Genomic DNA, 13,433 nt, shown 5'->3' with positions numbered 1-13,433 from the left:
ATATTATTACCTTTTAGATTTACTAGGTTTACGATTATTTGGTGCTACAACTTTACGATGTTCTTCTTCTAGTGTATCAAAAGCGTTCTTTTCTTCCCGTTCACCTTGAGATTCAGGGGGTTTCATTTTTACAAGAATGGGAAAGCTGGTGAATTGTCCAGATAGAATTGCTTCTCCTACCTCTAAATCTGGTAGCATCTTAGTCTCTTCTTCACCTAAATTTTCTATGACCTTGCGTATAAAACTTTGGTCAGCCGGATTAAGCATTCGCATCACAATATAAGAGTTACACATTGCTAAGGTTGTTTCATCTAACCTCGATGGACGTTGGCTCACTAACATTAATCCCACACCAAATTTACGTCCTTCTTGAGCAATTTTTTTTGTGACTGTAATAGCCTTTTGTTCAGCTATTGTATTGGGTTTTCCAGGTGCAAAATTGTGGGCTTCTTCAAGAAGCAATAAGACAGGATAGGTTAAATCATTTTTGACTTTTGATTCAAAGATATCGTTAGCAATAATACTATATATTGTTGCCCGGAATTCATCAGTATACCCTGTTAGAGAAATAATACTAATTTGTCCATAATTTACTAGCTCTGTTCTATCCTTGGGTAAGGGATTTCCATAAGCTGCATATTTTTTATTTCTTTGTTCCATACCCTGTAATTCCTTTGCTGCTGTGTAAGTACGTTTCTTAATTCCTTCTAGGGTTCTTTTGTCTGTACCGCTATACTGGCTCAATCTGCTCCATCCCCATTCTTCTAACTTTTTCTGATCTTCATTATCAGTTTTTACTTTTTTGGAGTCATTTTGTAATACAGATTCTCCAGCTTCTGCTAAGTTAGCAATAAGCCATAAGTCAGGCTTAATTCCATATTTCTTTAGATCGGGTTTATTGATTTTATCCGATAGCCAATTAGTTCTTTCTTGCATTTCATTTGGGTCATCTACAATAAAGCAACTAGCAGCTTTAAAAACATCATCGAAACGACTTTTCATTGCATCAGTTAATTCATAACCAAGAGAACTAACAATTGATGCTATAGTATCACTCTCTTGCTCAAACACTGGAAATTGAGCATAATAACGCTTAACTTTATTTTGAATTTCTGGAATATCACTTAAGCCTGTATAGTCTCCATGAGGATCGAAGATGACAATAGGATAGTTTTTTATTGCTAACTGCTCAATGATTCTTCTTGATGTCCAACTTTTTCCAGCACCAGTCATAGCTAAAATTGCTAAATGACGGCTGACAATGGCATGACCATCAACTTTTACATTGATATCCCGATTAGAAAGAGTAGCAATATCCAAAGCACGATCTGATATATCATTTTTAGAATTTTCTTTAAGTTCACCAACCACAATTCGTGCAATATCTTTTGAGTCTGGACGATAAGCATTAGTAGCAGGTTTGGGTGGATAACGCAATTTTTTTAATTTGCCACTGCTGATATCTTCCGTAAATTCATACCCTAAAATTTTACAAATTGCTGTTACCATGTCACGACTTAAGGACATGACTGTATCAAAAGGATTTGTTTGAGTATAAGCTAATTCATGTCCTGCTTCTTGAGGAAAAAGGGGATTCATTCTTTCAATTCTTTGCACTTTAGCCCAAATCCGAATTGGTTCTGAAGATTCTTTTTCTTTTGCATTCAGTTCAGCATCAACAGCAATAATGTCCTGTTCTTGAATTGTTTCGGGTGTTACAGCTAAACGAAACTCACTACTGGTACTTTCGCCAACAAGAGTTCCTACATAATTATTATTGCTAGTCATAATCGTATCCTCATTTTGTATGTTTTTGTGCCTAATTACTATTTTTGAAGTATCAGAAAACATTAGACATTAGGACGGAATAGCCAATCCCTTTTAGTCATATAAATAGATTGGATTAATAGTTGACGCATTTGCTCGTCTGTTATTTGACCCGTTTGTAAACTAACAGCCAAGTGGTATTGAATTTGTTTGGCATAAGCATCAGTCATCCATTTAGGAATTTTGGCATATTTATCGACAACATCCAAACCAACCGGAAAACCATAACCAGGTAGCAGTTGGCTATAAAGATATACTCGTTTAGCTGCTTCTAAAACTTGCTCTTTACCTAAATCATTAAATACTTCAATTCTAATTGGTTCAGTTGTCTCTGAAACTTTTAGGTAAAAAGCCGTTATTTTAGGAAAACCTTTTTTTCGATTCGATGGCTTTAGGGGTGACCAGTTAAATTTTCTTTTAGTAGATTCATTCGGGAAACATATATGGCCTTGACCAAGGTTTTCATATTTACTCTTAATTACCAAAGGTTCCGAAAATTCTTGTTTTTCAAGAAGCATTGACAAAAGGAGAGTATCTGTATAACCCAAGCGTTCTAGAAAAATATGTGTGTTATTTAGATCTGTCCGACCATATAAATTATTAAAATAACCTTCCTGATTTACTTTATATAAATCATCAAATATTTTATTGAACAAATTGAAGCTAAATTCTCGCAGATTATTACGTTCAACTACTCCCATGATGATTGGTTTTATTTTTCTTTTTTTATTGTGGGCTTCTCTAATGAGTCTCTGATAAAGAAAGGAAATCCAACTTAGCGGCTCAAATAATCTTTTATTCAAAAAATCTTGGCGATCTTCAGGATTGTCACGATCGGTACAATTATAATAATAAAAATCTTTTGCATCTTTCAAAAAATCATTCTTGAGTTTTTGAGCAAATTGTTCAGAGCCTTTATAATGTCCTAAAAATAGATCGATATCTTTTTCTGTGAAAGGAGTATGTCCAGCATAAGCATTCATCATATAAACTAATGGCCCATGAATCATTAATACCTTTAAGTCAGGAGTTCTTTCTAAAGCTGCAATTGCGCCTAAAAGTTCAGAAGTAATTCTCACGATATCTACAAAATCTTTGCGTTCTTTACTTCCACCCTCTAAATCACCAAAAATGATCGGATAGTAAGTGAATTCCTCTCTTTTAGAGATATCATGTTCTCCTGTTTTTACTTTGTACGAACCAACCCTGATTAATATAGGTACTGGACTGTTCATGTCAATTTGACCAACACCGCCATCAATAAAAGTAACTATTTCATTTTGGAAATTACTCCAGGAAGGGTTCTCAACATGATTGATTTTAAAAAGATGATTGTCTTGATTCTTTTGCTGTAAAAAAGATATTAATTGTGCTGTATTCTTAAAGTAGTTATCCCTTGCATTTGTAGCTACCTTTAAAGCATTTTCTTGTAGTTTTATTAAAATATGAGGCTGTTTTTGAATTTTGTCTTCTACAGCCTGTTGAGTCATAGCTGTCAACTGTTCATGTGTAAATAGGTTTAACTGTTCTGGTTCTGTCATTGGTTATAAATCACAATAAACTGGAATGCCAAGTTGTCGCAAAAGTCGCCGAGCAGCTTGGGAGTGAAAGGAACTTACGGGGAACCCGGTTAATTGACTAACCAACCATTTGGGAGAAATCCTTTGATCGTCAATCAAAATATACCATGTCTGATAATTATAGGGTTTTCCTTTTCCTTGTGCCAAAGCTTGACGGGCAACTTCAGAAAAATTTACATCCGCTAACTTTAGCTCAACTCCTTTGAAATAGACTGTAGCTGGAGTCTGTTCATTAATTACCGGTTCTAAAAATTGCAAAGACTCACCATAAAGCCACTGGCGTAATACCGACAGTTTTCTTCCTAGGGTTCCAGTAGCAAGGGTTACATCAACAGAAACAGGAATGATTTGACTATATCCTTTAAGTGCTTTTAAATACTTTTTGGTTACACAAATCAGTAATCTGTGATAATCATGAACCTTGAGAGTCGCTTCTAAATGCGTAACAATGGATGGGTTTAACTCTAACGATCGCGCTTGGGTCATCTTCTGGTCATAATTAGGAATTAACCGATCGCTACAAATCAAGCCAAACTTTCCAGAGAGAACATAGATATCCAAAGCTGGATCGGGCTGTTGGTTCAGGAAACGCCGTACAACTCGAAAAGCGGGCCCATCATAGCGCTCAAGAGCAGGTAAAGCTTCTGCTTGCGATCGCTTCGCCTGAGAACAGGATAAAATCAATAAACGGCGACTTGTCATCAAATCCTCAACTGTATTCAATAGGGATACTTGAATTTTTCAGATCAGTTTATAGTTTATTTAGCATTTCAATATCAACAAAATCATTTTTAATTTTTAATTTTTAATTTTTAATTGCCTTGTTCTCTGGGGTACTCCTTGTTATAGTTTAAGCAAATTGTCTACCGCCCGTTTGTCCTTGACTATGCTCTCTGAAATCCAAGACCTCACCGCTCGCATCACTCCCCGACTGATTGAAATTCGTCGCCATATTCATGCTCATCCCGAACTGAGCGGCCAAGAACGGCAAACAGCCGCCTATGTTGCTGGGGTGCTGTCTTCTGCCGGATTGCATGTTAAAGAAGATGTAGGCAAAACCGGGGTGATTGGTGAATTACCAGGAGCAGAAACGGGGGCCGGATGTTTGGCGATTCGCACGGATATGGATGCCCTGCCGATTAATGAATCTACCGATTTAGAATTTGCCTCTCGTCAAACCGGGGTAATGCACGCCTGCGGTCATGATGTGCATACGACTCTAGGCTTAGGCACAGCCATGGTCTTATCCGAGTTGGGCATCCCCCTACCGGGTACGGTGCGATTTATTTTCCAACCGGCGGAAGAAATTGCTAAAGGCGCGGGCTGGATGGTCGAGGAAGGGGCGATGGAAGAGGTGAAAGCCATTTTAGGGGTTCATGTCTATCCCACTATCCCTGCTGGCTCAATTGGGGTGCGCTATGGAGCTTTGACGGCGGCGGCGGATGAGATAGAATTGACGATCGTGGGAGAATCGGGCCATGGAGCTAGACCCCATGAAGCCAAGGATGCCATTTGGATTGCCGCCCAGGTGATTACCAGTTTGCAACAAGCCATTAGTCGGACTCAAAATCCCTTGCGTCCGGTGGTGTTGTCCTTTGGTCAAATTAGTGGCGGTCGGGCCCATAATGTGATTGCGGATCAGGTGCGGTTGACGGGAACGGTGCGATCGCTCCATCCCGAAACCAGTGCCCAGTTACCTGAATGGATCGAAGGCATCGTTAAGAGCATTTGCGACTGTTATGGGGCGACCTATGAGTTTAGCTATCGTCGGTTGGTTCCTTCGGTGCAGAACGATCTGAACATTACCCAACTGATCGAAAAAGCGGCTAAAGAAGCATTAGGGGGCGATCGCGTCATCAATCTCCTCGAACCGTCTTTGGGTGCTGAAGACTTTTCCCTCTACTTAGACCATGCTCCCGGTAGCATGTTTCGGTTAGGAGTCGCCCATGCCCATAAAACCAACTATCCCCTCCATCATCCCAAATTTGAAGTCGATGAAAGTGCCATTGCCATTGGAGTCATCACCCTAGCCTATGCAGCCGCCCTCTATTGGCAACCCGAAAAAAGCGGCAAATAGGCCACTCCAGATCATCCCAATTCCTGCAATTTAGAATTATATCAAGTCCGTTGGATCGGTTAGAGTATGTCATTGCGAATGGAACGCAGTGGAATGAAGCAATCTCGCCTATCCCAGTAAACTCGGCGTTTCCGCTTCGCGGACATGAAAGCGAAGCTTGCGCGTTAGCGAAGCTTGCGTGAAACGTAAAGCGCGAATGCTTCCCTGCGGTCGCAATGACAACTGTTTAGCCGGACTTGATATTAGCCCTCACTGCCTCATCCCAAATCGCATCCGGTTGAGGCCAATCTATGATGAGGCGTTCCAAAGTTGCCCCCAAAAAATTCGCACCTTTTAATTTTGCTCCCTTTAAATTCGTTCCCCACAACAATGCATCTTGTAAATCCGCCTCCTCAAGATTAGCCTCAAACAAAACCGATCGCTTCAAATAAACCGCCCTGAGATTCGCCTGACTTAAATCCGCCTGACTTAAATTCGCCTGCTCTAAATTCGCTCCCCTTAAACTGCCTCGACTCAGACAAGCCCTCATTAACTGAGCCGACTTCAAATTTGCCCCATCAAGAATCACCGATCGCAACTGGGCATCCTTCAAATTCGCGCCCACCAAACTCGCTTCCCTCAAATAAGCACCACTCAACTTACTCCCAGTTAAATCCATCCCATCTAAATTCACCCCTTCCAGATGTACCCCATTCAGAAAAGCATAACTGAGGATCGCCCCATTCAACTGGGTATCCATTAACTTTGCCCCACTTAACCGAGCGCCCGACAAATTACTCCAATTTAAATTCGCCTCCCTCAAATTAGCCGATCGCAAAATAATCCCACACAAATTTGCCCCACACAAATTCACCTCCCTTAAATCCGCCCGATATAACTTCACCCAACGCAACACTGCCCCACTTAATTTTCCCCTTCTCAAATTCACCCCAGTTAAATCCGCACTCTTCAAATTAGCCTTCGTCAGATCGGCATTCTCCAAATTTGCCCCCTGTAATTTAGCCCAGGTCAAATCTGCACCATACAAAAAAGCATCCCGAAGATCCGCATTACTTAAAACTGCCCGACTCAGAGAAGCCCTCGCTAAAGAAACCCCCCGTAAAATCGCCCCACTTAAATTAATCCCAGACAAATCCGATCCCACTAAATTTCCGCTCTCCAGCACAACCCCCTTAAAATCGCGCTCTCCCGCCCCATAGCGGTTTAGTAATTCCTCACTATCGATCATCACTGCACCTAAATTCCTCTGCTGGATATTGATCGTTAATTCGGTTGCTCTATCTCTCAATTCCCTCAAGATTATAACCCTAGGAGTTTAACGGCTGTGAGATTCAACCCATACCGTATAATCCTCATGTACTTCATCAAATGGGCTAATCTATGGGTTTACCTTTGACTGCCATCTACCCAGGAAGCTTCGATCCCATCACCCTCGGCCATCTCGATATCATTGAACGAGGATCTCGCCTATTCCACCAGGTGATTGTCGTGATCATGATCAACCCCAACAAACAGCCCCTATTTTCGGTGGCTAAACGCATGAGTCAAATTCAAAAAGCGACCGAACATTTACCCCAGGTCAAAGTTGACAGTTTTGATGGTCTAACCGTAAACTATGCTAAAATGCAAGGCGCTCAAGTATTGCTGAGGGGTCTGAGAGTGGTGTCAGACTTTGAAAAAGAACTCCAAATGGCCCACACCAATAAAACCCTCCTAGAGGAAATCGAAACGGTGTTTCTGGCAACGTCTACAGAATACGGCTTTCTGAGTAGTAGTCTGGTTAAAGAAATCGCCAAATTTGGCGCTTCCGTCGATCACCTAGTTCCCCATCACGTTGCCCTCGATATCTACCAATGCTACAACAAGACCCCTCCCCCATAAACTCAGAACGCGAACCCACCTCCCCAACCCAGGGAGAACCTTCCCCTAATGGAAGCAGTGGACTCCATGGTAAACCGGATGTTGATATTCAAGAGGAATTAGAGCGCCTCAAGGAAATGATTTTGATGAGCGCCCAAATCCCTTGGACGCGCTATACCTTTGTAGATGAAGACCAGTTATTAGATCAAATTGAGTTAATTCAGTTTCACTTACCAAAAGTTTTTGAGCAAGCGGTAACTTTGGTAAGTAACCGAGATGAAATTATGCTCAAAGCGAAACGTTATTCTCAGGATCTCATTAGTGCCGCAGAACAACAGGCTAGTGAGATTTTAGACGAAATGAGTTTAGTCCAGCAAGCGGAACAGGAAGCTCAAGTCATTTGGCAACAAACCCTACAGGAGTGCCAAAAAACGAAGGAAAATTTACTCTTTGAGTTAGAAGAGTTAGAGAAACAGTCCACAGAAGATTTAGAGCTTAAACGTCAGAAAATCCTGGAAGAGTGCGAAATCATTCAGAAAGGAGCAGATGATTATGCAGATCAAGTGTTACACGATCTTGAAGGTCGTTTAGGGGAAATGTTGCGCGTGGTTCGTAATGGGCGCGAACAACTCCAGGATGATTGACCCAGTTAATTCACTGAAGTGAGCAGATTAAGTCATCACTACTATGGCCGAAAAATTTCGTCGCCAACTGCGTCAAGAGGCGGAGATTTGGAAATCTGAAGGATTAATTTCTGAAGAAATTTATACTCAATTGTCCGATCGCTATCAATTCGATCGCCTGGAAGCGGATGCGAGTAACCGGTTTATTGCCGTGTTGGTGGGCTTGGGAGCAGTATTATTGGGGTTAGGAGCAATCACGTTTGTGGCGGCGAATTGGCAAGGCTGGCCGCGATCGCTCAAAATTGCCCTATTATTGTCCAGTTTAATCGCATCCCATACTCTGGGATTTTACTTATGGCGCTTTCCTGGCGATCGCTGGCAACATCGATTTGGTCAAGGGTTACTGCTCTTGGGAACCCTACTCCTAGGCGCGAACTTGGGATTAATGTCCCAAATGTTTCATCTAGATGGCCCCATTTATCAGCTCTATCTGATTTGGGGATTAGGCGTAACCGGTTTAGCCATTAGTCTGCGAACAACCCTTTTAGGCTTCGTTTCCCTGGTGTTAATGGCTCTGGCTTATGGATTTAGCCTAGATGATTGGTTGGCTCCAGGAGGCTTACCCGGCATTGCCGGAATTTTGCAACATGCCCCCTTAATCACGGGAGTAGTCGGAATCATTTTAGCCCGTTGGTGGAATTCACGGGTCATTTTTGCCTTAATGATGGTGGCACTGATCCCCACCGTCTGGATACAGTTAGCGGCGATCGGGGTATGGGCGGTTCCTGTAGTTGTGAAAGTCATATTAGGGTTAACTTTGCCACCAGCGTTTTTGTGGAGTTATGACGATCGCGCGATCGCCTTGGGCAACTTCGATCATCGTCCCTTTCAACCCATTGCTCGCCGACTCGCCCTATTGCTGATCGCCCTACAGTTATACCTGTTTTCCTTCCATGGATGGTGGAATGGGTGGGGAAGTTGGGGGAACGTCGATCCAAGCCTAGGGGGATGGGGCTTAAGCCTCGATATTTTAGCCCTAGTGGGCTTGAGCCTATGGCAATGGTTTCAACTGGCCAAATCTCGGCGATCGCCCCATAAATGGCATTTAGAGAGCGCTAGTCTTCTTATCTTAAACCTTTTAGCCATAACCGCCGCTCTCTTCCTCTGGCATAGTCTCATTTACCCCTTACCCATTTTTGCCCCCCTCATCATCAACATCCAAATCTTCCTACTCGCCATCACCTTCATTCGTCGGGGATTAAAATGGGGAACCCGATTAGGATTTTGGAGTGGATTAGTATTACTGACCGGGCAAATTATCAGCCGCATGTTAGAATACGAAACCGGATTACTCTTAAAATCCATAGTCTTTATACTCTGCGGCTTAGGCGTAATGGCAGCCGGATTCTGGTTTGAGAAACAGCACCAAAAAACTTAACATCACTCATTACTCATTACTCATTTCATGTCTCCCTCTACCGTTTCTGACTCTCTGCAAACCTCCCTAAAACGCACTCAAATTCCCTGGTGGCGTTTCATTCTTCCCTTAGCCATTCAGGTCAGTTTAGTCCTCACCATTCCCGGTCAAGCCTTCTACACTAGAGTGACCGGAACAACCGTCATTTTGCAAACCCAACCCGTCGATCCCTACGATTGGCTACGGGGCTATTCCCAAACCCTAAGTTATGATATTTCTCGCTGGGAAACCCTGCAAAATCTTCCCGGATGGGATCGGTTATCCGCGACACCGAACCAACTCAGTCGGGAGTTTTATCTAATCTTAGAACAACCACAAACAGAAAACCAGGGAGAACTCCCCGCAGCTTGGAAAGCCATTTCAGTCAGTCCTAGTTTACCCGAAAACTTACCCTCGAATCAAATTGCTTTGCGTGGACGAGTCAATCAAGGACAATTGGTTTATGGGTTAGAAACCTATTATATGCCAGAAGATCAACGTCAAAAAATCAATCAGGAAATCAACTTAGCGCAACAACAAGAAGGGCAACCCTTTGTTGTAGAAGTTAAAGTCGATCATCGCGGGCATTCAGTTCCCATTAAACTCTGCATTAATGACCAATGTTATCAGTTTTGAAGATTAGGAATTTTCATATCATGTTCAGGTCATCCATCAAAATCTTGGTATAATTAGTCTTTAACCGAATTTTGTATCCTTATCTACTGAACTAGGAGGTTCAAGCCTATCCTCAGATTTAGGGATATAAGATCCGGTAGGAGTAGTACACCAAATTTGCTGAGGAATACCTAAAGCAATCCCCGCTTCATCTAAAGACTTCTTAATCCGTAAACGAAATGTCCGAGACACCGCCCATTGTTCGCCAGGAACAGTTTTAATCAAAAAGCGAATAATGGTTCCTTCATGGGAAATATCATCGACTCCTAAAATATTCACCGGTTCTAAGATTTTATCTTTCCATTCTTCATCCTGTTCCAGTTCATTAGAGACTTGCTTAATGATTTCCATCGCCTTTTTCAAATCTGCACCTAAAGCAATTTTAATCGTTAAATTACTTCTTGACCAATCTTTGGTACTGTTAATCACTGTGGAGACTTGACCATTGGGGATAATGATCAGTTGACCATCTAAATTCCTGAGATGGGTAACATAAAGATTAATCATTTCCACTGTACCCGAAAAATTATTAATCTCAACAAAATCTCCCTGGGCATAGCGATCTGTCCAGAGGATTAAAATTCCATTGAGCATATCTTCTAATAAATTTCGCGAAATAAATGCCAATACAACTGTTAAAACGCCGACACTGGCTAGAACATTAATGTTCACGCCTAACAAATTCATCGTGATATAAATACCCAAGGCACTAAATAACGCATGTTTACCCTGTTTTATGGCTGGAGAATAGGTTGTAACCCGCAAAGTATAACGATTAGACGAAGGATCTATTTCTTGTTTTTCTTTAGCCCACTTATTTAATGTAGAATCAATAATAATGTCGCAAAACTTATCAATTATAGTAATTGAAATCCAAAGAGTCGGCAGTAAAATGGCTTGAACAATAAAGGCAAAGGTTAAAAATCTTGTCGTTCTAAATAGCCCAAACGTCAAAGCTAAACCAACCAACAAGACTGAGGGCTGCAAGATCAAAAAAATCCTTCTAAATAATTCAATTAAATTTTGTGTTTGCTGGATGAAAAATATTTGAGAAGAAAGCTTTTTTCTGGATACCTTAAGCGGGTTTAATCTAAAAAAGTATTTAAATCTTAAATGTATTTTTTTTAACTTTTTTTTATTGATTTTTGGTCTGTGACTCAGATTAATTGTATTAGCAGAACTTTCTGATGGTAAATCAGAAAATTGGATGGAGTTGGTGTCAGCTTCTTTTTCTAGGGTCTCTCCAGAATTTTCCTGGGCATCAACTTCAAGGGATTTGATTAATGTTTTGATCTGATCTTTAAGCTTTCTTCTCCATGTAGTCAGCTTTTCTCTTGCACTATACAGTAACACAAAAATACTCAAACTTAATATGATTACGAGGAAGGCTATTTTTGAGCGAATCCAAGGATATTTGGCATCAAATTCTTTCCCCCATAAAATTTCGCTAAATGCTAATTCTAAGTTGGCACTCCAAATTTCTCCTAATTTTTCAACCGTAGTAAAATTAGCGCGAGAATCTACATCAGTAATGGTAACTACTGTGGCCGATCTGAAAATTCCAAACTGAGGCTGAGGAGGTGCGTAAACTACAGTTTCATTATTTTTGATCCCAACAGCTAATCGTGGTGTGAGGGGATGTTTAAGTTTATTTTGATTCCAAAACCACCAAAAAGTCCAGTTTTTGTCATCAGAGCTGTGAGGAAATTCATAATTTTGAGTAATTGCGTTAATCCCTCTATTGATTGAAGATTGGACTAATTTTGCTCTTTGCTCAACCTTGATGATGGCTTCATCTGGGCTTTCAGATTCCAAATTAGACTGAACCGCAAGTTTTAATTCTCCTGTTAAAACTTTGGTGCTATAAAGATGAACTTCACTGCACCAATATCGTCCACAGGGTTGAGCTTTGTTGAGATCCCACCAAGGGGTATTATGTTCTTGGGGCGTAATCGGTTGTTGTGTTAAGAAAGGCAGTTGAGCGATCGCCGTGGGCTGAATAGTAAGAATTAAACCCACGGCTAGGCTAAAAATAGCAATAAAACGAGCTGTTTTCATGAATTGACTGATAGTGGACATTCAAATTGAGATTCTGGATTGCCTGTACTGATATATCCAGCGATAACTCGACCCAATCCACAGAAAGTTGTAGCGTAGTATTGGCTAATGGAATCGGATTCAGAAGCTAAACTATCTATGCCTATGCCATTGCGCCCCCGATATTTTCCTGAGCTATGAATATATTGGTGATTGCCTAAATATAAAGCGACATGGGTAATGCGTTTTCCAGAGGAGAAAAAGAGGAGATCGCCGGGTTGTGCTTCTTCGAGGGAAATGGGTTGGGTAAAGTTGTGTTGTTGATAAGCATCTCTGGGTAACCAGATGCCAACGGAGGCAAATGCGGCTTGCATTAGTCCGGAACAATCGTAATTGGGGGGAACAGTTCCTCCCCAGAGATATTCATTCGGTTGATTCATGGCGTTTTGAGTGTAGGCAATTACGCCATTAATTCTCTTTTCAATTTCGGCGCGGATGAGGGGACGGGGTTGATAGGGAGCCAGAGCCAAATCGATTTTATCGAGGTCGTTTAAGGATAACCAGCAGGAATAATCGTCTTCACAGAGGAGGATGGGAAGGGCGTTGTTTTGGGGAGATCCAAGAACGTGAAATTGGCGATCGCCAGCCCCCTGCGTCGCTAACTCTTTTGCTTCACAGGAGTTGTATAAATTGACATCACCATGAAATTGATAAGCTTGGGTTGTAGTCAGTTGTTCAATCGAGATCATAATTGTTCATTGTTCATTGTTCATTGTTAACCAGGCGGTTAGGGCGATCGCCAACGCATCCGCCGCATCATCTGGCTTGGGAATCTCTTCTAGGGCTAACTCTAGCATCACTGATTCTTGGACTTCCTCCTTATCAGCCCTGCCATATCCCGTCAGAGTTTGCTTGACTTGGGCAGGAGTATATTCAACCATAGGAATCTGGTGTTGAGCCAAAACCAGGAGCAGAACCCCTCGCGCTTGAGCCACCAAAATCGTATTGCCCATACGATAGAAAAACAACTTTTCGATCGCCGCCAGATCCGGCTGCCACTGGGTGACAATGGCTTGCAGATCCTCATAAAGAGTACAGAGGCGATCGCCCACCGCTTGGCCGCTTGGGGTCGTAATCACCCCAAAATCCAACGGCTTCAATCGCTCCTCTTGAGTGTCCTCGCATTGCTCACAGTCTAGAATACCGAACCCTAAACGGGCTAATCCTGGATCTAACCCTAAAATCCGTTTTTGAATCATTATTGAAATCACTTTCCCTTACTAAATCTTCAATTGAGT

Annotated in this window: 12 protein-coding genes; 5 read left to right on the top strand and 7 right to left on the bottom strand. The window is 41.7% G+C overall.

What is annotated here, in order from left to right:
- Positions 1 to 6: 6 nt before the first annotated feature.
- The 3 genes from PMG25_RS22840 to PMG25_RS22830 form a co-directional block, all read right to left on the bottom strand.
- Entirely contained in the window at positions 7 to 1,788 is a 1,782-nt protein-coding gene (locus PMG25_RS22840) for an ATP-binding protein (protein WP_283769209.1), read from the bottom strand.
- A 62-nt stretch (positions 1,789 to 1,850) separates the two neighbouring features.
- Positions 1,851 to 3,368: a DNA double-strand break repair nuclease NurA gene (locus PMG25_RS22835; RefSeq protein WP_283769208.1), complete on the bottom strand. Its 1,518-nt coding sequence runs from the start codon at positions 3,366 to 3,368 to the stop codon at positions 1,851 to 1,853.
- A 3-nt stretch (positions 3,369 to 3,371) separates the two neighbouring features.
- Positions 3,372 to 4,109 carry a DUF6884 domain-containing protein gene (locus PMG25_RS22830; protein WP_283769207.1) on the bottom strand — a complete coding sequence of 246 codons (738 nt, stop codon included), beginning with the start codon at positions 4,107 to 4,109 and terminating at the stop codon, positions 3,372 to 3,374.
- Between the two features lie 184 nt (positions 4,110 to 4,293).
- Here PMG25_RS22830 and PMG25_RS22825 point away from each other — a divergent pair, with 184 nt between their 5' ends.
- On the top strand, positions 4,294 to 5,484 hold the full coding sequence (locus tag PMG25_RS22825; protein WP_283769206.1) for a M20 family metallopeptidase: 1,191 nt from the start codon (positions 4,294 to 4,296) through the stop codon (positions 5,482 to 5,484).
- A gap of 226 nt (positions 5,485 to 5,710) precedes the next feature.
- Here the strand turns inward: PMG25_RS22825 and PMG25_RS22820 are convergent, their stop codons facing one another.
- Complete coding sequence (locus PMG25_RS22820; protein WP_283769205.1) at positions 5,711 to 6,712, bottom strand: pentapeptide repeat-containing protein; 1,002 nt, start codon at positions 6,710 to 6,712, stop codon at positions 5,711 to 5,713.
- Positions 6,713 to 6,876: 164 nt separating this feature from the next.
- Here PMG25_RS22820 and coaD point away from each other — a divergent pair, with 164 nt between their 5' ends.
- Genes coaD through PMG25_RS22800 form a run of 4 tightly spaced genes read left to right on the top strand, consistent with a single transcriptional unit; the run spans position 6,877 to position 10,059 of the window.
- Complete coding sequence (coaD, locus tag PMG25_RS22815; RefSeq protein ID WP_347178926.1) at positions 6,877 to 7,365, top strand: pantetheine-phosphate adenylyltransferase; 489 nt, start codon at positions 6,877 to 6,879, stop codon at positions 7,363 to 7,365.
- Entirely contained in the window at positions 7,338 to 7,988 is a 651-nt protein-coding gene (locus PMG25_RS22810; protein WP_283769203.1) for a hypothetical protein, read from the top strand. Before coaD ends, PMG25_RS22810 begins: the two co-directional genes overlap by 28 nt.
- A gap of 43 nt (positions 7,989 to 8,031) precedes the next feature.
- On the top strand, positions 8,032 to 9,405 hold the full coding sequence (locus PMG25_RS22805; RefSeq protein WP_283769202.1) for a DUF2157 domain-containing protein: 1,374 nt from the start codon (positions 8,032 to 8,034) through the stop codon (positions 9,403 to 9,405).
- 27 nt (positions 9,406 to 9,432) lie between these two features.
- Positions 9,433 to 10,059: a GDYXXLXY domain-containing protein gene (locus PMG25_RS22800; protein ID WP_283769201.1), complete on the top strand. Its 627-nt coding sequence runs from the start codon at positions 9,433 to 9,435 to the stop codon at positions 10,057 to 10,059.
- A 60-nt stretch (positions 10,060 to 10,119) separates the two neighbouring features.
- Here PMG25_RS22800 and PMG25_RS22795 read toward each other — a convergent pair whose 3' ends face one another.
- The 3 genes from PMG25_RS22795 to ruvC are packed head-to-tail and all read right to left on the bottom strand — an operon-like array spanning position 10,120 to position 13,391.
- Entirely contained in the window at positions 10,120 to 12,156 is a 2,037-nt protein-coding gene (locus tag PMG25_RS22795; protein ID WP_283769200.1) for a mechanosensitive ion channel family protein, read from the bottom strand.
- Positions 12,153 to 12,884, bottom strand: a complete 732-nt coding sequence (locus tag PMG25_RS22790; protein ID WP_283769199.1) for a C40 family peptidase — start codon at positions 12,882 to 12,884, stop codon at positions 12,153 to 12,155. Before PMG25_RS22790 ends, PMG25_RS22795 begins: the two co-directional genes overlap by 4 nt.
- 6 nt (positions 12,885 to 12,890) lie before the next feature.
- The gene (gene ruvC / locus PMG25_RS22785; RefSeq protein WP_347178925.1) at positions 12,891 to 13,391 is read right to left on the bottom strand and encodes a crossover junction endodeoxyribonuclease RuvC; all 501 of its coding nucleotides are present in this window, start codon (positions 13,389 to 13,391) and stop codon (positions 12,891 to 12,893) included.
- Between the last annotated feature and the right edge of the window lie 42 nt (positions 13,392 to 13,433).

The organism is Roseofilum capinflatum BLCC-M114, assembly GCF_030068505.1.
In the GTDB taxonomy this organism is placed as follows: Bacteria; Cyanobacteriota; Cyanobacteriia; order Cyanobacteriales; family Desertifilaceae; genus Roseofilum; species Roseofilum capinflatum.
The sequence above is the reverse complement of the archived record's forward strand: the minus strand, read 5'-3'. Positions and strand labels throughout refer to the sequence as shown.

Excerpts from the sequence above, each read along its gene's own strand:
- PMG25_RS22840 (WP_283769209.1), bottom strand. The coding sequence starts at position 1,788 with ATGACTAGCAATAATAATTATGTAGGAACTCTTGTTGGCGAAAGTACC.
- PMG25_RS22810 (WP_283769203.1), top strand. The coding sequence starts at position 7,338 with ATGCTACAACAAGACCCCTCCCCCATAAACTCAGAACGCGAACCCACC.
- PMG25_RS22825 (WP_283769206.1), top strand. The coding sequence starts at position 4,294 with ATGCTCTCTGAAATCCAAGACCTCACCGCTCGCATCACTCCCCGACTG.
- PMG25_RS22835 (WP_283769208.1), bottom strand. The coding sequence starts at position 3,368 with ATGACAGAACCAGAACAGTTAAACCTATTTACACATGAACAGTTGACA.
- PMG25_RS22820 (WP_283769205.1), bottom strand. The coding sequence starts at position 6,712 with ATGATCGATAGTGAGGAATTACTAAACCGCTATGGGGCGGGAGAGCGC.
- PMG25_RS22795 (WP_283769200.1), bottom strand. The coding sequence starts at position 12,156 with ATGAAAACAGCTCGTTTTATTGCTATTTTTAGCCTAGCCGTGGGTTTA.
- PMG25_RS22830 (WP_283769207.1), bottom strand. The coding sequence starts at position 4,109 with ATGACAAGTCGCCGTTTATTGATTTTATCCTGTTCTCAGGCGAAGCGA.
- PMG25_RS22800 (WP_283769201.1), top strand. The coding sequence starts at position 9,433 with ATGTCTCCCTCTACCGTTTCTGACTCTCTGCAAACCTCCCTAAAACGC.
- PMG25_RS22805 (WP_283769202.1), top strand. The coding sequence starts at position 8,032 with ATGGCCGAAAAATTTCGTCGCCAACTGCGTCAAGAGGCGGAGATTTGG.
- PMG25_RS22790 (WP_283769199.1), bottom strand. The coding sequence starts at position 12,884 with ATGATCTCGATTGAACAACTGACTACAACCCAAGCTTATCAATTTCAT.